This window comes from Paraburkholderia graminis C4D1M, assembly GCF_000172415.1.
GTDB lineage: Bacteria > Pseudomonadota > Gammaproteobacteria > Burkholderiales > Burkholderiaceae > Paraburkholderia > Paraburkholderia graminis.
This window is the reverse complement of the sequence record NZ_ABLD01000010.1, coordinates 133,831-152,623: the sequence shown is the minus strand read 5'-3', so window position 1 is coordinate 152,623 and position 18,793 is coordinate 133,831. Positions and strand designations below refer to the sequence as shown.

The 18,793-nt window shown below is 65.0% G+C and carries 14 protein-coding genes, 1 other RNA gene and 1 pseudogene; 9 read left to right on the top strand and 7 right to left on the bottom strand.

From position 1 onward, the window contains the following. The first annotated feature begins 4 nt into the window (after nt 1-4). Nucleotides 5-374: a transfer-messenger RNA gene (gene ssrA / locus BGRAMDRAFT_RS33410) on the top strand. Nucleotides 375-686: 312 nt separating this feature from the next. Then, nucleotides 687-1,046 carry a COG4315 family predicted lipoprotein gene (locus BGRAMDRAFT_RS18055; RefSeq protein ID WP_006050242.1) on the top strand — a complete coding sequence of 120 codons (360 nt, stop codon included), beginning with the start codon at nt 687-689 and terminating at the stop codon, nt 1,044-1,046. A gap of 88 nt (nt 1,047-1,134) precedes the next feature. On the opposite strand, the gene BGRAMDRAFT_RS18050 is transcribed toward BGRAMDRAFT_RS18055, so the two are convergent. Together BGRAMDRAFT_RS18050 and BGRAMDRAFT_RS18045 are read right to left on the bottom strand one after the other, a co-directional pair. Beyond that, nucleotides 1,135-1,398 (bottom strand): hypothetical protein, encoded by a 264-nt coding sequence (locus tag BGRAMDRAFT_RS18050; protein WP_006050240.1) that lies wholly within the window; start codon nt 1,396-1,398, stop codon nt 1,135-1,137. Between the two features lie 121 nt (nt 1,399-1,519). Continuing rightward, a complete protein-coding gene (locus BGRAMDRAFT_RS18045) occupies nt 1,520-2,599 on the bottom strand; it encodes a substrate-binding domain-containing protein (RefSeq protein WP_006050239.1) in 1,080 nt (359 codons plus the stop codon). 134 nt (nt 2,600-2,733) lie between these two features. Between BGRAMDRAFT_RS18045 and BGRAMDRAFT_RS18040 the strand changes: the two genes are divergently transcribed. From BGRAMDRAFT_RS18040 to BGRAMDRAFT_RS18025, 4 genes are read left to right on the top strand one after another with little or no spacing between them, the layout of a single operon-like run. Next, nucleotides 2,734-3,219, top strand: a complete 486-nt coding sequence (locus tag BGRAMDRAFT_RS18040) for an NAD(P)H-dependent oxidoreductase subunit E (protein ID WP_006050238.1) — start codon at nt 2,734-2,736, stop codon at nt 3,217-3,219. After that, nucleotides 3,216-4,781 carry a formate dehydrogenase beta subunit gene (locus BGRAMDRAFT_RS18035; RefSeq protein ID WP_006050237.1) on the top strand — a complete coding sequence of 522 codons (1,566 nt, stop codon included), beginning with the start codon at nt 3,216-3,218 and terminating at the stop codon, nt 4,779-4,781. The genes BGRAMDRAFT_RS18040 and BGRAMDRAFT_RS18035 overlap by 4 nt, the downstream gene beginning before the upstream one ends. A gap of 15 nt (nt 4,782-4,796) precedes the next feature. Continuing rightward, nucleotides 4,797-7,775, top strand: coding sequence for a formate dehydrogenase subunit alpha (gene fdhF, locus BGRAMDRAFT_RS18030; protein ID WP_006050236.1), 2,979 nt, complete (start codon nt 4,797-4,799; stop codon nt 7,773-7,775). Between the two features lie 7 nt (nt 7,776-7,782). Further along, nucleotides 7,783-8,034, top strand: a complete 252-nt coding sequence (locus BGRAMDRAFT_RS18025; protein WP_006050235.1) for a formate dehydrogenase subunit delta — start codon at nt 7,783-7,785, stop codon at nt 8,032-8,034. Nucleotides 8,035-8,064: 30 nt separating this feature from the next. On the opposite strand, the gene BGRAMDRAFT_RS18020 is transcribed toward BGRAMDRAFT_RS18025, so the two are convergent. The 3 genes from BGRAMDRAFT_RS18020 to BGRAMDRAFT_RS18010 all read right to left on the bottom strand — a co-directional run bounded on the left by BGRAMDRAFT_RS18020 (nt 8,065) and on the right by BGRAMDRAFT_RS18010 (nt 11,408). Further along, the gene (locus BGRAMDRAFT_RS18020) at nt 8,065-9,792 is read right to left on the bottom strand and encodes an FAD-dependent monooxygenase (RefSeq protein ID WP_006050234.1); all 1,728 of its coding nucleotides are present in this window, start codon (nt 9,790-9,792) and stop codon (nt 8,065-8,067) included. Nucleotides 9,793-9,978: 186 nt separating this feature from the next. After that, entirely contained in the window at nt 9,979-11,052 is a 1,074-nt protein-coding gene (locus tag BGRAMDRAFT_RS18015) for a cation diffusion facilitator family transporter (RefSeq protein WP_006050232.1), read from the bottom strand. Continuing rightward, entirely contained in the window at nt 11,049-11,408 is a 360-nt protein-coding gene (locus BGRAMDRAFT_RS18010; RefSeq protein ID WP_083803828.1) for an ArsR/SmtB family transcription factor, read from the bottom strand. The genes BGRAMDRAFT_RS18015 and BGRAMDRAFT_RS18010 overlap by 4 nt, the downstream gene beginning before the upstream one ends. A 125-nt stretch (nt 11,409-11,533) precedes the next feature. On the opposite strand from BGRAMDRAFT_RS18010, the gene BGRAMDRAFT_RS18005 reads away from it, so the two are divergent. Then, a complete protein-coding gene (locus BGRAMDRAFT_RS18005; protein WP_006050230.1) occupies nt 11,534-13,381 on the top strand; it encodes a tetratricopeptide repeat protein in 1,848 nt (615 codons plus the stop codon). 197 nt (nt 13,382-13,578) lie between these two features. On the opposite strand, the gene tcuC is transcribed toward BGRAMDRAFT_RS18005, so the two are convergent. Beyond that, complete coding sequence (gene tcuC, locus BGRAMDRAFT_RS18000) at nt 13,579-14,880, bottom strand: MFS transporter (protein WP_044021330.1); 1,302 nt, start codon at nt 14,878-14,880, stop codon at nt 13,579-13,581. A 356-nt stretch (nt 14,881-15,236) separates the two neighbouring features. Between tcuC and BGRAMDRAFT_RS17995 the strand changes: the two are divergent. Both BGRAMDRAFT_RS17995 and BGRAMDRAFT_RS34565 read left to right on the top strand, forming a co-directional pair. Beyond that, nucleotides 15,237-15,752: pseudogene (locus BGRAMDRAFT_RS17995) on the top strand (N-acetyltransferase family protein). Nucleotides 15,753-16,090: 338 nt separating this feature from the next. After that, on the top strand, nt 16,091-17,803 hold the full coding sequence (locus BGRAMDRAFT_RS34565; protein ID WP_157140628.1) for a hypothetical protein: 1,713 nt from the start codon (nt 16,091-16,093) through the stop codon (nt 17,801-17,803). A 68-nt stretch (nt 17,804-17,871) separates the two neighbouring features. On the opposite strand, the gene BGRAMDRAFT_RS17980 is transcribed toward BGRAMDRAFT_RS34565, so the two are convergent. Then, nucleotides 17,872-18,621 carry a DUF2968 domain-containing protein gene (locus tag BGRAMDRAFT_RS17980; RefSeq protein ID WP_006050225.1) on the bottom strand — a complete coding sequence of 250 codons (750 nt, stop codon included), beginning with the start codon at nt 18,619-18,621 and terminating at the stop codon, nt 17,872-17,874. Nucleotides 18,622-18,793: the final 172 nt, after the last annotated feature.

The following is an 18,793-nucleotide window of genomic DNA, read 5'->3' as shown; positions in this document are numbered from 1 at the left end:
CCGCGGGGGCGACCTGGTTTCGACAGGGGTTGCGAAGCGGCTAGGGCATGTCGAGGACCCGTCACCTCGTTAATCAATGGGAAAAACGTAACTGCAAACGACGATACGTTCGCACTGGCAGCCTAAGGGCCGCCGTCCTCTGCCTAGTTCACTGACGGGCTAGTGTCGCAAGACCGGTAGCAATACCGACAGAGGTCATATACGTCAGTTAAGCCTTGACGGAGTCACGACGTCCGGGTCGAAAATCTAGTGAATCGCCGTAGTGCAGCGTGTTCGTCCGCGTCACTACGGTTAAATCAAAAGACAGAACTAAACATGTAGAACTGGTCGTAGAGTGCTTCTGGACGCGGGTTCGATTCCCGCCGCCTCCACCACACACCTTGCAGCAAAGCGCAGTGCTTTGCGCACCGCTTAGACTAGAACCCCGACGGCGTGAGCCTTTCGGGGTTTTTTTATTTTGCATCGCCGATGCATCGACGGATAAGCCGCGCCTCCCACCGCCCGCTGCCTGCCTGCTCCAACCGCGCGCCGCTGCCCAGAACGGCCCTTCAGGCCAGCACCGCGCGCGCGCACGAAACACCCACGAAACACCCCCGGAATAAACCCACCTCCCCATCCGTTAATACTCACGCGCCGACGCACGCCGCGTCGCACGCGAATCCACACAACAAACAGGAGCCGACATCATGCGCAAGACCCTCTTCTGCCTCGCCCTGCTCGCCTTGCAACAGAGCGCTTTCGCCGAGCCTCCGAAAGTGGTCGACGGCCGCTTCGTCAGTGCCGACGGCATGACGCTCTATACCTTCGACAAGGACACCACGCCCGGCGTGAGCGCGTGCACCGGCGGCTGCACGAGCTATTGGCCGGCCGCGGTCGCGAGTTCGTCGGACAAGCCGTCGGGAGACTGGACGCTGATCCCGTCCGCGGACGGCAAGCAGCAATGGGCATACAAAGGTCATCCGCTCTATCGCTACGCGGCCGACAAGCAGGCGGGCGACACCAAAGGAGACGGGTTCAAGGACGTGTGGCACACCGCGAAGCCCTGACCGTCGACACCCGCGAGCCCATAAAAAAACGCCGGCAAATTGCCGGCGTCGTCGAGATTCGTGCACTTCGAGCAGGCCGCTAAGCCTGCTATTCCTTCGGACATTGCAGATTGCAGCCGTTCGGATCGCCCAGGTCGCCGCGCTTGCGCATCGCCGATTTCTTGCCGGACTGATACTTGTCTGACGGCGCCGACGCGGCAAACGGCATTTGCGGATGTTCGGCAAGCCGGAACTGCTCCTGCAGAATGCCGCCCGGCACGCCCGGCGAGTTCTGCGCGACAGCGACCGAGGCGGTCGCGAGCAGCAAGCCGACCGACGCGGCCGCAGCACATGCATGTAGAAGAACTTTCATATCGATTCGAAGCGCGGCGACGCGCGGGGTTGGCAAAAAACGGAAGCTTAGAGAGTATCGCAAACGAAAGCCATCCGCAGCGGCGAGCGCGTGAGATGCGCGGCGCGTTGTTTACCACCGCTTACGCGCCCGCTCCGCTCAGTCCCGCTTCGAGATCCACCAGCTTGCCGCAGTCACGCGGATCGTAGCCTTGCAGCCGATCGACGCTCGCATGAAACGCGCTGCTTCGCAGCAGTTCGATCACTGCGGACAGCGGCGCGCGCTCGAGCCGAGCGCGGTCGCACGCGAAGTAATAGTCTTCGTCGACAGCGGGAATGAAGTCGAGCCCGAAATGATGCGCGGCAGGTTCCACGCCGAAACCCACGTCCGCCATGCCGCTCGCGACGAACGCCGCGATCGCCGAATGCGTGAGTTCCGCCGACGCATAGCCGTTCACGCCATCCGGGTCGATGCCCAGCTTGCGCAGCGCCAGATCGAGCAGCATGCGCGTGCCGGAACCATGCTGCCGATTGACGAAGCGAATGTCGTCGCGAGAAAGATCTGAGAGGCCAAGAATCCGTTTCGGATTGCCCTTGCCGAGAAAGAGCCCTTGCTTGCGCCGCGTCAGATGCACGAGCACATGACGCTGCGGATCGAGCCAGCGCCGGTACGTGTCCGCACATGCCGCGCGAAACTCGCCGAGCGGCAAGTGAAAACCGGCCAGCTCGCACTCGCCGCGCGCGAGCGCGCTCACGGCGTCTGCGCCATCGCGGTACTTGATGTCGACCGGAAGCTCCTGCGCGACCAAGGCGGTGACGAGCGCGGCCACCGCGTAACCATGCGACGCATGAATGCGCACGTGATCGACGGGCGGCGCGAGCCAGCGGTTCAGATCGCTCGCCACTTCGCTCGCGAGCGCCTGCATGTTGCCGTCGAGCCGTTCGCCGCACAGACGCTGCGCGCGCAGCACGGCTTGACCGAGTTCGGACAGCACGGAGCCGCGGCCGCGCTCCTTCGCGATCAGCGGACCGCCCAGACGCTCCTCGATTGCGCGCAACAAACCCCACGCATGACGGTAGGACAAACCCTTAAGCGTCGCCGCCTGCGCGATGCTGCCGGATTCGTCCACGAGAGCGAGCAGCGGCACGACGTCCGACAGGCTTGCCTCCCGGCCATCCGGGCCCTTCAATACTAGTTGAGCGTGGCACTCGATTCTGATCATATATGTGCAGGTATTTCCTATTGCATCGGCCGTTTCGCCCGCCTATCGTTCGGCTATCCCATATCGAATAGACGAAGCATAAGTGCACGCATTATGAATAACAAGTGCATATATGACTTTGGAGGAGCCCCCACTTGGACGATCTCATCGCCATCGCGCCGGAAGAGCTCGTAGCGCGCCACGCACAACCTGGCAGGTCGCTGCTGGCCGTGCTGCACGCGATTCAGGACGAACTCGGCTACGTGCCGCCCGCCGCCGTTCCACCTCTCGCACGCACGATGAACCTGTCGCGCGCGGAAGTGCACGGCGTCATCACGTACTACCACCATTTCCGCACGCAGCCCGCCGCGCCCGTCACGGTGCAACTGTGCCGCGCGGAAGCCTGCCGCAGCATGGGCACGGAGGCGCTCGCGCAGCACATCGAGTCGCATACGGGCTGCCGCTTCGACGCCGAACACAAAGCCGGCGCCGCGGTGGAACTGGAGTCGGTGTACTGCCTCGGCCAATGCGCGCTTTCGCCCGCGATGATGGTGAACGGCACGCTGCACGCGAAAATCACGCCGCAAAAATTCGACGCGATTTTCGCGGCTGCCAGCAAATGCGTGGAGGTGACGGCATGACGCGTATCTATGTTCCCCGCGATTCGTCGGCACTCGCACTGGGCGCGGACGCGCTCGCCGACGCGATCAAAGCCGAGGCGGCACGCCGCGGCATCACGATCGAACTCGTTCGCAACGGCTCGCGCGGCTTGTTGTGGCTCGAACCGCTCGTCGAAGTGCAAACCGCCGCAGGACGCATCGGTTACGCGAACGTCGACGAAAGCGACGTGGCCGCGCTGTTCGACGCAGGCTTTATCGACGGTGGCGAGCATGCGCGCCGCGTCGGCGTGGTCGACGAGATTCCGTATCTGAAGAAGCAGCAGCGCCTGACGTTCGCGCGCATCGGCATTACCGACCCGCTTTCAACCGACGACTACGTCGCGCACGGCGGCCTCGAAGGTCTGCGCAACGCGCTGCAGACCGACGGCGACGCCGCCTGCGAAGCGCTGATCGAATCGGGCCTGCGCGGGCGCGGCGGCGCCGCGTTCCCGGCCGGCATCAAGTGGCGCACGGTGCGCGCCGCGAAGGCCGCGCAGAAGTACATCGTCTGCAATGCCGACGAAGGCGACTCGGGCACCTTCTCCGACCGCCTCGTGATGGAAAGCGATCCGTATGTGCTGATCGAAGGCATGATCATCGCGGGCGTCGTGACCGGCGCGACGGCGGGCTACATCTACGTGCGCAGCGAGTATCCGCACTCGATCGCCACGCTCGAAGCGGCAATCGCGAAGGCGCGCGCCGCCGGCTGGCTCGGCGACAGCGTGCTCGGCTCCGCGCATCGCTTCGAACTGTTCGTCGCCAAGGGCGCGGGCTCGTATGTGTGCGGCGAGGAAACGGCGCTGCTCGAATCGCTCGAAGGCAAGCGCGGCATTGTTCGCGCGAAGCCGCCGGTGCCTGCGCTCGTCGGCCTCTACGGTCAGCCGACGGTGATCAACAACGTCATCACGCTGGCAACGGTGCCGATCATCTTCGCGCGCGGCGCGGCGTTCTACAAAGACTTCGGCATGGGTCGCTCGCGCGGCACTCTGCCGTTTCAGCTCGCGGGCAACGTCAAGCAAGGCGGGCTCGTGGAGCTTGCATTCGGCGTGACGCTGCGCGAACTGATTTACGACTATGGCGGCGGCACGGCAAGCGGCCGGCCGGCCCGCGCCGTTCAAGTGGGCGGCCCGCTCGGCACTTATCTGCCGGAAAGCCAGTGGGACATTCCGATGGATTACGAAGCGTATGCGGCAGTCGGCGCCGTGGTCGGTCACGGCGGCCTTGTCGTGCATGACGACACGTCGAATCTCGCCGAACTCGCGCAATACGCGATGCACTTCTGCGCGATCGAATCGTGCGGCAAGTGCACGCCGTGCCGCATCGGTTCGACACGCGGCGTCGAAGTCATCGCGCGCATTCGTAACGGCGATACGTCGACGCGGCAAGTGCAGTTGCTGCGCGATCTGTGCGACACGATGGTGTCCGGATCGCTTTGCGCGATGGGCGGCATGACGCCGTATCCGGTGATGTCTGCGCTCGACCATTTTCCTGAAGACTTCGGCCTCGCCGGCGCTGGCGCCGATGCACCGAAAGCTGCGGCCTGAACGAGGAGCCCAACTATGTCAGACATGCTCAACTCTACTGCCGGCGCCCCGAAGCAAGTCCCCTCGGCGGGCGGCTGCGGATCCGGCAACTGCGCGTGCAAATCGCAAGCGCAGGCTCAAACGCAAGCCCCGCGCTCGTACTTCGACGAAACCGATTTCGGCACGCCCGCGCGTCATGCGGACGTCGACGTGACGCTTGAAATCGACGGCCAGGCGGTTACCGTGCCGGCCGGCACGTCGGTGATGCGCGCCGCCGTCGAAGCAGGCGTGAACGTGCCGAAGCTCTGCGCGACCGATTCGCTGGAACCGTTCGGCTCGTGCCGTTTGTGTCTCGTCGAGATCGAAGGCAAGCGCGGTTATCCGGCCTCGTGCACGACGCCGGTCGAAGCCGGCATGAAAGTGCGCACGCAAACCGATCGTCTGCAATCGCTGCGCCGCAACGTGATGGAGCTGTACATCTCCGATCACCCGCTCGATTGCCTCACGTGCCCCGCGAACGGCGACTGCGAGCTGCAGGACATGGCGGGCGTGACCGGCCTGCGCGAAGTGCGCTACGGTTTCGACGGCGCGAATCACCTGAACGACAAGAAGGACGAATCGAATCCGTACTTCACCTACGATCCGGCGAAGTGCATCGTCTGCAATCGCTGCGTGCGCGCGTGCGAGGAAACGCAAGGCACGTTCGCGCTGACCATCGCCGGGCGCGGTTTCGAATCGCGCGTGGCCGCGAGCGAAAACCGGCCGTTCATGGATTCGGAGTGCGTGTCGTGCGGCGCGTGCGTGGCCGCTTGCCCGACCGCGACGTTGCAGGAAAAAACCGTGATCATGCTGGGCCAGGCCGAGCATTCGGCCGTCACCACCTGCGCGTATTGCGGCGTCGGCTGCTCGTTCAAGGCGGAGATGAAGGGCAACCAGGTCGTGCGCATGGTGCCGTTCAAGAACGGCCAGGCCAACGAAGGACACGCGTGCGTGAAGGGCCGCTTCGCATGGGGCTACGCAACGCACAAGGACCGCATCACGAAGCCGATGATCCGCGCGAAGATCACCGACCCGTGGCGCGAAGTGAGCTGGGAAGAAGCGATCAATTACGCGGCCTCGGAATTCCGCCGCATTCAGGCGAAGCACGGGCGCGATTCGATCGGCGGCATTACGTCGTCGCGTTGCACGAACGAAGAAACCTATCTCGTGCAGAAGCTCGTGCGCGCCGCGTTCGGCAACAACAACGTCGACACCTGCGCACGCGTTTGCCACTCGCCGACCGGCTACGGCCTGAAGACGACGCTCGGCGAATCGGCGGGCACACAGACCTTCGCCTCGGTCGATAAAGCCGACGTCATCATGGTGATCGGCGCAAATCCGACCGACGGCCATCCGGTGTTCGCCTCGCGTCTGAAGCGCCGCGTGCGCGAAGGCGCGAAGCTGATCGTGGTCGATCCGCGCCGCATCGACATCGTCGATACGCCGCACGTGAAGGCATCGCATCATCTGCAATTGCGCCCCGGCACCAACGTCGCGGTGGTCAACGCGCTCGCTCATGTGATCGTCACCGAAGGGCTGCTGAACGAAGCGTTCATCGCCGAACGCTGCGAAGGCCGCGCGTTCGAGCAATGGCGTGATTTCGTCGCGCTGCCGGAGAATGCGCCCGAAGCAACGGAAGCCGTGACCGGCGTGCCGGCCAAGGACGTGCGCGAAGCCGCGCGCATCTACGCGACGGGCGGCAATGCGGCGATCTACTACGGCCTCGGCGTCACCGAACACGCGCAAGGCTCGACGATGGTGATGGGCATCGCGAACCTTGCGATGGCGACGGGCAACATCGGCCGCGAAGGCGTCGGTGTGAATCCGCTGCGCGGCCAGAACAACGTGCAGGGTTCGTGCGACATGGGCTCGTTCCCGCATGAGTTGCCGGGCTATCGCCACATCAGCGATACGATCGTGCGCTCGCAGTTCGAAGACGCGTGGAATGTCACGCTGCAAACCGAGCCGGGTCTGCGCATTCCGAACATGTTCGAAGCCGCGCTCGACGGCAGCTTCATGGGCCTGTACTGCCAGGGCGAGGACATCGTGCAGTCGGACCCGAACACGCATCATGTGGCGGCGGCGTTGTCGGCGATGGAATGCATCGTCGTGCAGGATATTTTCCTGAACGAGACCGCGAAGTACGCGCACGTGCTGCTGCCCGGCTCGACCTTCCTCGAAAAGGACGGCACCTTCACGAACGCGGAGCGCCGCATCTCGCGCGTGCGCAAGGTCATGCCGCCGGTGCCGGGTTACGCCGACTGGGAAGTCACGCTGCTGCTCTCGCGCGCGCTCGGCTACGAAATGGACTACACGCATCCGTCCGAAATCATGGACGAGATCGCGCGTCTCACGCCGACTTTCCACGGCGTGTCATACAAGAAGATCGACGAGCTGGGCAGCATCCAGTGGCCGTGCAACGAAGAGGCGCCGGACGGCACGCCGACCATGCACGTCGACACGTTCGTGCGCGGCAAGGGCAAGTTCGTGATCACGAAGTTCATCGCGTCGCCGGAAAAAGTCACGCGCAAGTTCCCGCTGCTGCTGACGACGGGGCGCATCCTGTCGCAGTACAACGTGGGCGCGCAAACGCGGCGCACGGAGAACTCGCGCTGGCACGACGAGGACCGTCTCGAACTGCATCCGCACGACGCGGAAGAACGCGGCATCAAGACGGGCGACTGGGTCGGCATCGAATCACGCGCGGGACAAACCGTGCTGCGCGCGAAAGTGACCGAGCGGATGCAGCCGGGCGTCGTTTATACGACGTTCCACTTCCCCGAATCGGGCGCGAACGTGATCACCACCGAGAGTTCGGACTGGGCGACCAACTGTCCGGAATACAAGGTGACCGCCGTGCAGGTGATGCCGGTCGAACAGCCGTCCGAGTGGCAGAAGGAGTATTCGCGCTTCAACGCGGAGCAACTCGAGTTGCTCAAGCAGCGCGAGCTGGCCAACGCGACATCGGGTAAGTGAGGCGACGATGGACACTCAGAATCTGATCGACATGGCGAACCGCATCGGCGATTTTTTCGATTCGATGCCGGATCGCGAAGAAGCCATCACCGGTGTCGCCGACCATATCCGCCGCTTCTGGGAGCCGCGCATGCGGCGCGCGCTGCTCGCAGCGCTCGATGCGCCGCAGGCGGGCGGCATCGAGATGTCGGCAATCGTGAAGGAAGCGCTCGTGAAGAACCGCGAGCGTCTGACGCCCGCTGAGCCTTCCATCGCGTGATGACTGCGTGACCGGTGCATGACGGCCGTCTCACACGGCCGTCTGCTCCGGTATCTGTCCATCGACGGTGAACCACGCTTCACAGTGCCGCAACAGGCCGTTCAGATCGGAGCCTGTGCGTCCGCGCGCGCTGATGTAGCCGTCGGGCCGCAGCAGATAAAACGACGGCCGCGTGCGTCCATACGATTCGGCCAACGACGGCCCGCCGTCGCCGCTCGTATCCGTCACGCGCCAGATGCGCACCGCCCCTTCCAATAGCTTCTCCATGTCGGCCGTCAGCCGCTCGAGTTCGGCGTCGGCGGGCGGTGCGTGCTTTGCGTCGGGATCGAGCGGTTTGTCGTCGGCGGGCAACGGCGGCACGAGCAGAAACAGCGAGAAAAACGCCGGGTCGTGCAGATCGTAAATACAGCCGATGCCGGGCGCGCGCCCAAGCGGACCGTCGACCACATGCACGACCGCATCCGGCGCGCGTTCGCCCGCGCGCGGCCCACCGTCGAGCACGCGCTCGAGCGTCAGCGGACTGCGCCGGTACTGGATCGACAACTCGCTGATCGTGAGCCGCGCCGCGTCGCGCAGCGGACCGAGCGCGGCAAGAACCGGCATCACCCGCTCGCGCAGCAGCTTGAGCGGACCGTGATCCGCCTCGGCCATCTGCGTGATGAAGCCGGTTTGCCGCAGCACGTCGCGCTCGATCGGATGCCGCTCGATATGGTAGGTGTCGAGCAGACGATCGGGCGCCGCGCCCTTCAATACGCGCGCGAGCTTCCAGCCGAGATTGAACGCTTCCTGGATGCCCGTGTTCATGCCTTGCGCGCCGGCCGGGCTGTGCACATGCGCGGCGTCGCCGGCAAGGAACACGCGCCCGACGCGCAGGCGCTCCACCATCCGGCTGTTCACATGGAAGTACGAGGACCACGCAAGCTCGGATACGTCGACGCGTTCATGCACGCGCCTCGCAACGAGCGCCTTGCATTCGTCGAGCGACGGCGCTCGTACGCGTGCGAGCGGCGGCTCGCCGAGCACCACCGGCGAGAGCGGCGCGGCAGCGGCCGGCGTCGGCTCGACGGCGTGATCCGCGATCAGACGATGCCGGCCGTGTCCCATCGGAAACAGTGCAACGAGACCTTCGCCTGAAGCGAAGATGTGAAATTCGTCGTCGGGCCAATCGGTTTCGGCATGAACATCGGCGAGCAGAAAGGTCTGCTCCGACGTCTTGCCCACGAAGTTGAGGCCGAGCCCGTGGCGGATCGCGCTGTGCGCGCCATCGGCGGCGATCATGTAGGACGGACGCAGCGTTTCCGTGTGGCCGTCGGCGCGCCGCAGCGTCGCCTGAACGCCGACCGAGCCTTGCGAGAACATCGTGAGTTCGACGCCGCGCTCGATCGTCACGCCGAGCGTCGCGAGATGCTCGGTCAGCAAACGCTCGGTCACCGACTGATCGAGAAACAGCAGATACGGATAGCGCGTGTGCAGCGGATCGAAGTCGAGCTGCGCGAGGCGCATGCCGTTCGAAAACAGATTGGCGACGCGCGCGCGATGGCCGAGTTCGAGAAACCGTTCGGCCAGCCGATGCTGCTCCAGCAGTTCAAGCGTGCGCGCCTGAATGCCGATGGCCCGCGAATACGGGTTCGGCTGCATCGCGCGGTCGATGAGACGCACGGGGATGTGAGCGCGCGCGAGACTCATGGCGGCGGCGAGCCCGGTCGGCCCCGCCCCGACGATCAGCACCGGCGACGCATTATTAGCAGCAGCGTTCATGCGAAACTCCGCAGACCACAGTGCGCTCTAGTGTACAACCCGCGCCCGCGCGCCGGACGGCGGGCTGCATCGGATGCGAGGCGTATCGCGCATAGCGTCGGGCTCGCGGCGGCCGTCCGCGCTTGCGTGTTCCGCGATGTGCGTCGGCGACGCGTTATGCATGAATGCGCGCTTTCGTCGCGTGCTTCAACGCGCAGTGTGCGGATGCTCCATCGCGCAACGATGATCGGTCGTGCCGAGGTCCACTTGCAGCGTCGCGTGCTGCATCGAAAAACGTTCGCGCAACGCGAGCACGATGCCGTCGAGCCGCTCGTCGCCGGGATGGCCTGCCGGCATCACGAGATGCGCGCTGAGCGCGTTGCCGGTGGTGGACAGCGCCCAGATGTGCAGATCGTGCACGTCCTCGACACCGGGCTGATCGGCGAGATAGTCGCGGATGCGCTCGACATCGACGCCCGAGGGCACCGCATTGAGCGCGAGGCGCACGGAGTCGCGCAACAGACCCCACGTACCGTAGACGACAACCGCGACCACGAGCAGGCTCATCAGCGGGTCCAGCCATGTCCAGTTCGTGTAGAGAATCACGAGGCCGCTGATCGCGACCGCCGCGGACACGCCGGCGTCGGCGGCCATGTGCAGAAAGGCGCCGCGGATGTTGAGGTCTTCCTTCTGCCCGCGCATGAAGAGACACGCGGACAGTCCGTTGACGACCATGCCCACCGCCGCGACGACGAACACCGCGAGGCCCGCGACGGGCGCGGGGTTCATCAGCCGGTCGATGGCCTCCGCGACGATCACGCCGCACGCGAACAGCAACAACGCCGCATTCGCCAGCGACGCGAGAATCGACGAACTGCCGTAGCCGAACGTGTAGCGCGCGGAAGGACGGCGCGTCGCGAGCCAGGCGGCGCCCCAGGCCAGCAGCAGGCCGAGCACGTCGGAGAGATTGTGGCCGGCGTCGGCGAGCAGCGCGGTCGAATGCGCGAGCACGCCGTACACGGCCTGAATCACGACGATCGCGACGTTCAGCGCGACGGCCAGCGCGAACGCGAAGCCGTGGCCGGCTACGGGCGCGTGGTGGTGATGATGGCCGTGGCCGTGGTCGTGGCTGTGGTCGTGGCTGTGGTCGTGGCTGTGTGAGTGCGAGTGGTGTGTGCCGTGGTTGTGGCCGTGGTCGTCGTGGTGGTGGTGTTCGCCGTGACCGTGACCGTGACTGTGCGTGTCCTGTTGCCCATCTTCTCTTTCTTCGATTGTCTTCATGGCAGATCCAATGCGTCGTCACTGGTAGGCTCAGCGACGTGTTCAAGCATGCCGGCCAGCATCGCGCTGATGTGGCGATCGGCGGCGAAATAGAAAACCTGTTTGCCCTGCCGCTGCGCCCGCACGATCCGCGCCGCGCGCAACAGCCGCAAATGATGACTCACGAGCGACGGCGACAAACCGAGCTCGTCGGCAATCGCACCGACCGCGCGCCGGCCGTCGACGCAGGCGAGCACGATGCGCAGCCGCGTCGGATCGCCGAGCAGGCGAAACAGATCGGCGAGCGGCGCGACGCTTTTTGGCGCGTGCGGCTCGAAGCCCGCAGGCGATGGCGCAGAGACCGTAGCAGGAATCATGGCAGCGTACATATGAACAGGTATTCACAGGTTAAGCGAAAGCCGCGCAACGGGTCAAACCGGAGCGAGCCTCCGCGAGTGTGGGAAAATGCGGCCTCTGCCTCACCCGACTACCATCCCCCGTCATGCAACCTGTATTTGACCGCGCTTTCGCGGCGCATCGTGACGGCCGCCTCGACGACGCCGAACGCGGCTACCGCGCGACGCTCGACGGCAATCCCGCGCACGTCGACGCGTTGCATCTGCTGGGCGTGCTGCGCCACCAGCAGGGCCAGCACGCCGAAGCCGCCGAGCTGGTGCGGCGCGCGGTCAACCTGCGCCCGCAAGACGCCGCGCTGCAGCTGAACCTCGGCAACGCGCTGAAGGCGCTAGGCCAGATCGACGAGGCCATCGACCAGTTCCGCAACGCGCTGACGCTCGCGCCGTCGTTCCCGATGGCGCACTACAACCTTGGCAACGCGTATGCGGCAACGGGCCGTCACGAGGACGCCGCGGACGCGTTCCGCCGTTCGTTGCACCTGCAACCGGACGACGCCTCCTCGCACAACAATCTCGGCAACGCGCTGCACGCGCTCGGGCGTCACGAGGAAGCCATCGCGTCGTTCCGGCGCACGCTCGAGCTGCGCCCCGGACACGCGGGCGCGCTGAACAACATGGGCATGTCGCTCAATGCGCTCGGCCGCGCAGACGAAGCGATTCCCTGCTTCAAGGCCGCGTTGGCCGCCGAGCCGCGCTTCGTCGCCGCGCATTTCAACCTCGCCAATACGTTCGACGCCACCGGCCGCCACGCGCAAGCCGTCGCGTCGTTCGAAGCGGCGCTCGCGTTGCAGCCGAACCTGCCGCCCGCCATCTACGGCATGGGCAATGCGCTGGCCGCGCTCGGGCGCCACACGGAGGCGATACCGTATCTCGAACGCTCGGTCGGGCTCGATCCGCAATTCGCGCTCGCCTGGCTGAGTCTCGGCACCGCGCACCAGGCGCTGGGCGCGCACGCCACCGCGCTTCGCGCATTCGATCAGGCGTTGCGCTTGCAGCCCGATCTCGCGTCCGCGCATATGAACCGCGCGCTCGCGTGGCTCGCGTTGGGCGATTTCGCGCGCGGCCTGCCGGAATACGAATGGCGTCTGCAAACCGTCGCCGAACCGGCGATCGAGACCTTGCCGCGCTGGCACGGCGAGCCGGCCGCGCAGCGCACGCTGCTGATCCACGCGGAACAGGGTTTCGGCGATACGCTGCAGTTCGTGCGCTTCGTCCCGCTGGCCGCGCAGCGTGCCGCGCGCGTCGTGCTCGAAGTGCAGCCGCCGTTGCTGCCGCTGCTGGCGCCGGTCGCGGAAGCGTGGCGCGTGACGCTCATCGCGCGAGGCGCGCCGCGTCCCGCCGCCGACATCCAATGCCCGTTGCTCAGCTTGCCGCTCGCGCTCGGCACGACGTTCGCCACGATTCCCGAGCGCACGCCTTATTTGAGCGCGCCGCCCGCGTATCGGCGCAAATGGCGCGGTTCGATCGGCGGCCAGGCGAAGCGCAAGATCGGGCTCGCGTGGTCCGGACGCATCCAGCAAAACGAAACGCGTTCGATGCCGCTCGCCGCGCTCGAGCCGCTTTTCGCGCTCGAAGGCATCGACTGGATTGTGCTGCAGCCTCACCTCAGCGCCGAAGAACGCGCGGCGCTCGACGGGCATCCGCGCGGCGGCTCGATTCATCGGTTCGACGAGCGGATCGGCGACTTCGCGGATACGGCGGCGATCATCGAACGGCTCGATGCGGTGGTGTCGATCGATACGTCGATTGCGCATCTCGCCGGTGCGCTGCGCAAGCCGCTGTGGCTGATGCTGCCGTTCGCGCCCGACTGGCGCTGGTGTCACGACGACACGCGCAGCCCGTGGTACGCCAGTGCGAAGCTGGTGCGCCAGCCACGGCCGGGTGCGTGGCGCGAAGTGGTGGAAGCCGTCGCGGAAGAACTGCGCCGCGGCTAGCGTCGCGCGTTGAACAAAGCGCTGAACAAGCGTTGAATCCGCGCGGAAATCCCGAGTCAAGCCAACAAACAAAAACCCTGCAGCGAAGCTCGCGTGCAGGGTTTTAATGACCATCTCAATGCGACCCCGCGTTCCGTCGAGCGCGGGGTTTTCTTTTATGCGCCGATGCCGCAGCAGGCGTCAGCGCGCGCCACGCCTCACGCGCCCTTGTATTGATTGCGCGATTCAGGCGTGCGGTACAACACGAGCGTCGCGATCAGTCCGCAGATCGCCGCCACGCCGAGGAAGAGACCCGGCGCCGCCTTGTTTTCGGTCGAATGAATCAGCAGCGTCGAAATGGCAGGCGTGAAGCCGCCGATCGTCGTCGCGAGACTGTAGGCCAGCGAAAAGCCCGCAGTGCGCACTTCGACCGGCATCACTTCCGTCAGCGCGACGACCATTGCGCCGTTATAGCTGCCGTACAGGAACGACAGCCACAGCTCGACCGTGAGCAGACGCGCGAACGACGGCTCGGCGACGAGCCATTGCAGCGCCGGATAAGCGCTCACAATGGTCAGCGCGGTAAAAGCCAGCAGCACCGGACGACGGCCGATGCGATCCGACAGCGCGCCCGCGAGCGGCAACCAGATCAGATTCGACAGGCCGATACACACGGTGACGACGAGCGTGTCGATCGCCGACAGCTTCAGCACTTCCTTGCCGAACGTCGGCGTGTAGGCGGTGATCATGTAGAACGACACCGTCGTCATGATGACCATGCCCATGCCGCCCAGCACCGTGACCCAGTTCGCGGCCATGCTCTTCATGATCTCGCCCATGCCCGGACGATGCTTGCGCGCGGAGAACTCCGCGGTTTCCTTCAGCGAACGGCGGATTATGAACAGGAACGGCACGATCAGGCAGCCGATCAGGAACGGCACGCGCCAGCCCCATGCGCTCATCTGGTCGGCGGGCAGCGTCTTGTTGAGCATCACGCCGATCAGCGCGGCGAACACCACGGCGACCTGCTGGCTGCCCGACTGCCACGCGCAATAGAAGCCCTTGTTTCCCTTGGTGGCAATTTCCGACAGATACACCGACACGCCGCCGAGTTCGACGCCCGCGGAAAAGCCTTGCAGCAGCCGGCCGAACAGCACGAGCACCGGTGCGAGCACGCCGATCGTCGCGTAGCCTGGAATGGACGCCACCGTGAGCGTGCCGAGCGCCATCAGGCCGAGCGTGAGAATGAGCCCCTTGCGCCGGCCATGATGATCGATGTACGCGCCGAGGACGATCGCGCCGAGCGGCCGCATCAGGAAGCCCGCGCCGAACACGGACAGCGAGAGCATCAGCGACGCAAATTCGCTGCCGCTCGGAAAGTAGGTCTTGGCGATCGCGGACGCGTAGTAGCCGTAGACCATGAAGTCGTACATCTCAAGAAAGTTGCCGCTGACCACGCGGAACACTGTCTTGACCTTGGATTCTTCCGACGAAGAAATAGCGGGGGACGCTGTTGACATTGACGTTCTCTGATAAGCCCACGCCGCGCGAACGACGGCGATCTGGCAGTTGAAACGGGCCGCCTGGTCGAACTGGCGGATGCCACAGGCAAACGGCCGCTGCGGATAGCGCCGCGCCGAGGGGCGCAGCATTTTGCAAGCGAAGGCGCTGGAGCGGTATCAGGGTAAACGTTGTGAACCGCCGGGAGCCGCGCCGCCACATGTTACCGTCGATGGCACTGTTGCGTATTCCCTACATTTTCATTACAGCCGGCGCGGCGGCAGGCGGCCGCTAAAATTGGGTTTCAGCCATTCCCGTCGATGCCGTTCCCACCCTTCCCACGCTTCCCATGCCTCTCATGTAGACCGCCCCTGCCTTGTCGCTGCGCACCGCCACCGTCGCCGACACCGCGCTCATCGCGTCGATTCACACCACGAGTTGGCGCGCCACTTACCGTGGCCTGCTGCCCGACGCTTTTCTCGACGGCGAGGTCGCGCAGGAACGCGCGGACTGGTGGCAGGCGCGCATGCGCGCGCCGGGCGGCGAGCGCCGCATCGTGCTGATCGCGGTGCTGGACGGCGAGCCGATCGGCTTCGTCTGTGTCGAGCGTCAGCCGGAGTCCGCGTGGGGCGTGCTGCTCGATAACCTTCACGCACTGCCGGGCTACCAGGGAATCGGCGTCGGGAAGCTGTTGATGCGCGCCGCCAAAGACTGGGCTCGTACGCAAGGTGAGACGTAGCTGCATCTGTATGTGCTCGAAGGCAATATGCCCGCGATCGGCTTTTATGAGCGGCAAGGCTGGCAGTTCGCCGGCGCGGAACCGGACCGCATGGGCGGCGTGGACATCACCGCGCTGCGTTATGTTTATCGATTGGACGGGGCTGGCGTTTGATCGGCGTTTGATCTGCGTCTGTCGTGTCCGTTAGCGCGGATCCAGGAAGTATCCGCAGGTACTTTGCGAAGCTTCCGAGCGTTACGGCGTTTCAATCCAGCGCATCATCTTCTCTTCCCGACGATGGCTTTCCACGCACGGCGCCGATGCGTCCTTCGCATGCGTGCGAGCGCGTGTTGGTGGGTTGCTGCGCCTCTGCGCTGTTGCCCTCGCATGCACGCGCGAGGCGCTTTCGCGTGATGTTTTTGCGTAGCGTTTTTGCGTAGCGCGCCGAGCCCCTCGTCACCGACCCACGGATGCCCAGGCGGCGTCCCTCCCCGAGGCGCTGCAAGAGAGCGATGTCCACCACACCGTTAACCGTAGTCGAAGGCGCGATGGCGTTGCCGCGCTCGCGCCCGTTCAATGATGTGCCGGCGCCATTTGGCCGCGGCTGGACCTTGCTCGCGCCATGCTATTCGCTGGACCGGGGGCTACACGGGCTATACCGCGCGGTCCTCGAAACGTTTGATTTGAGCCAGCAGCCGATTCGCTCGTTTTGTCGATGGGTGGCGCCGGAGGGTCGGCGTGAGGATGCGGTAGTTGCGATGGGTGTGGGGTCGGTGGGTGGCGAGGGGGCGTCGCGGATTGGCGAAGGGGTGGAGGTAGAGGCGTTGGAGGTTCCGTGGGGGGTGGCTTCTGCGGGTTCTGCGGGTTCTGCGGGTTCTGCGGGTTCTGCGGGTTCTGCGGGTTCTGCGGGTTCTGCGGGTTCTGCGGGTTCGGTGGCTTCGGTGGCTTCGGTGGCTCCGGTGGCTTCTGCGCGCTCGGTGGATTTGGTGCCGCCGGTGGGTCCAGCTTGGACGGATGCGCCGGTGCTCGCCGACGCATTGCCTTTCGCACAAGCTGCCGTTTCGCCGGATGCTTGCGCAACCGAGACAACACATCCTTCAGAAGCCGCACAGCGCGCGCCTCGCGCGCTATTCCCGCCGCGGTGGGCGCTCGCGGGCGGCGTCTGCGCTGTGAGCGGCGCGGCACTGCTTACGTGGATGGCCACCCATGACGGCGCCTCGCATCCGCGCAACGGTCACGACATGAAATCCGCGGAAGGAGCCGTTGCCGTCCCCAACACGATGGCTGCGCAAACTCCGTTGCGCCGCGGCGCCGACAGTTCCAACAAGACCCACGAAGCCGTGCGCGCGAAGCCCGCGAGTGCAGCTTCCGCGACGCAGCTTGCGCACGCCGCGTCGGTGCCGGAAGCGGGCCGAGGCATTGTCGTCGGCGCGACCGCTGGACGCCCGGAAACAGCAAAGCCTATCGAGCGGCGCATGTCAGCAGACAGGTCGATCACACGCGCACGCGACCAGCTTGCTGCAAGGAAAGACGGTCGTCATGTGGACATGCAACGGCATCTTGCAGATGGCGCCGCGGTGAGCCATCGGCGGTATGCAGCCGTCGACGCGTCGAGCATCGCAGCGCAAGCGACCGCGCCGCGAACGATCGTCAAGCCGTCCGTTGCGGGTGCATACTCACCGCTTCGGCCGGCGCAGTTGGGCACGCACGATTACGCGTCGATGGACATGAGCGCGGGCGTCGGTAGCAGCGGTCGCGCGCAAGCGGCGCAAATGGCGCAAATGGCGCAGTCGGCGCAATGGTCGCAAGTAGCGGAAGAAGTCCAACAGGCCCGAGACGCCGAACGCCGCCGAGACGCTCAAGACGCGCAACCCATAGAAAAAGCGCAACGGGGGAAACCGGCGCAACAAACGCAGCAGGCCAAACCAGTGCAACCTGCGCAACAGGCGAAGCCGGCGCAGGACGCCCAACAGGCCCAAGACGCTCAGCACCCGCGAGACGCCCAGGACGCACAACGCATCCAACAAGCGCAGCAGGCGAAACCGATCCAGCAAGCGCAGGAGCCGAAACCGGCGCAGCCTGCGCAACAAGCGAAACCGGCGCAACAAGCGCAACAACCCCAACCACCCTCATCCGCGAATCCATCGCCGAACACCAGCCCGCAATGGATAAACCGACTCTCGCAGCGCCGCGTGACCGAAGTCCCCGACCAATTCACTCGATAGCCCTGCAACGCGCGCCATAAAAAAACCCGGCTATCCAAGCCGGGTTTTTTCGCACTCCAACCGCGCCTTTACTTCTGGCCTGGCAGACCCATCTCCATCTGCCGTTGCAATAGCATGACCTGCCCTTGCACCTGCCGCAGTTGCGCCTGTGCGCGTTCCTTCTCTTCACGCAACGCGGCTGCTTCGTCCTGCGTCTGGCGCTGATAGTCGTTGACCTTCGCCTGCTGTGTGCGCGCGACTTCCAGATCGGCTTGCAGGCGCTTCGCCCGGTCTTCTGACAACGCAATAACGTCTTCAATGTACAGCTTCTGCGCCTGCAACTGCGTGCGGCGAATCTCGACCTCGGCAAGCTGCGCGGTTTGCTGCGCGAAGCCCGCGTAAATCGCCTCGGCCCGGCCCGCATCCGCCGACTTGATCACTCGCCAGAAATGCTTGTTCTGAAACAACGCGACGTAGTACGTCAACTCGCGTGGATAGAAAAACAGGCTCGCGCCGTAGCTGCCGTTGTACGTGGTGCGCAGTTCGCTCAGCTTCGTGTCCTGAATCATCTGCATCAACTCGGCGACATTGCCTTGCACTTCGGCCGACGACGACGCCGAAACCGAAGCCGACGACGCGGATGAACCCGATGAACCCGACGCCGCATCGCGCAGCGCGTCGGCGACAGGCTGCGGCGTCAGCGTATTGAGAGCCGGCCGCGTGCCGACGATCGGCGCGGCCTCTTCGCCTTGCGCGGCAAGCACAGACCCGCCATGCTGCAACAGCAGACACGACGCCGCGAGCAGCATGGCGCGCCGTACCAATAAGGGGTGCTTCATATCTGCATGCTCCATGCGGATCCAAAAAACAGCCTTGAATTATCGCGCGGATTTGTGCTTAAGCGAAGCATTGAAGCGTCGCAAAATTGGACTTTAAATCGAGATAAAACTATGGTGTCCGAATTAGGCGACAAAGACGCCTATCGCGAAATCTGAAGAGAGCCGGATGTGA

Coding starts and splice junctions, on each gene's coding strand:
- BGRAMDRAFT_RS18005 (WP_006050230.1), top strand. CDS start 11,534: ATGCAACCTGTATTTGACCGCGCTTTCGCGGCGCATCGTGACGGCCGC.
- BGRAMDRAFT_RS18045 (WP_006050239.1), bottom strand. CDS start 2,599: ATGATCAGAATCGAGTGCCACGCTCAACTAGTATTGAAGGGCCCGGAT.
- BGRAMDRAFT_RS18015 (WP_006050232.1), bottom strand. CDS start 11,052: ATGAAGACAATCGAAGAAAGAGAAGATGGGCAACAGGACACGCACAGT.
- BGRAMDRAFT_RS18035 (WP_006050237.1), top strand. CDS start 3,216: ATGACGCGTATCTATGTTCCCCGCGATTCGTCGGCACTCGCACTGGGC.
- BGRAMDRAFT_RS18010 (WP_083803828.1), bottom strand. CDS start 11,408: ATGATTCCTGCTACGGTCTCTGCGCCATCGCCTGCGGGCTTCGAGCCG.
- BGRAMDRAFT_RS34565 (WP_157140628.1), top strand. CDS start 16,091: ATGTCCACCACACCGTTAACCGTAGTCGAAGGCGCGATGGCGTTGCCG.
- BGRAMDRAFT_RS18020 (WP_006050234.1), bottom strand. CDS start 9,792: ATGAACGCTGCTGCTAATAATGCGTCGCCGGTGCTGATCGTCGGGGCG.
- tcuC (WP_044021330.1), bottom strand. CDS start 14,880: ATGTCAACAGCGTCCCCCGCTATTTCTTCGTCGGAAGAATCCAAGGTC.
- fdhF (WP_006050236.1), top strand. CDS start 4,797: ATGTCAGACATGCTCAACTCTACTGCCGGCGCCCCGAAGCAAGTCCCC.
- BGRAMDRAFT_RS17980 (WP_006050225.1), bottom strand. CDS start 18,621: ATGAAGCACCCCTTATTGGTACGGCGCGCCATGCTGCTCGCGGCGTCG.
- BGRAMDRAFT_RS18025 (WP_006050235.1), top strand. CDS start 7,783: ATGGACACTCAGAATCTGATCGACATGGCGAACCGCATCGGCGATTTT.
- BGRAMDRAFT_RS18055 (WP_006050242.1), top strand. CDS start 687: ATGCGCAAGACCCTCTTCTGCCTCGCCCTGCTCGCCTTGCAACAGAGC.
- BGRAMDRAFT_RS18050 (WP_006050240.1), bottom strand. CDS start 1,398: ATGAAAGTTCTTCTACATGCATGTGCTGCGGCCGCGTCGGTCGGCTTG.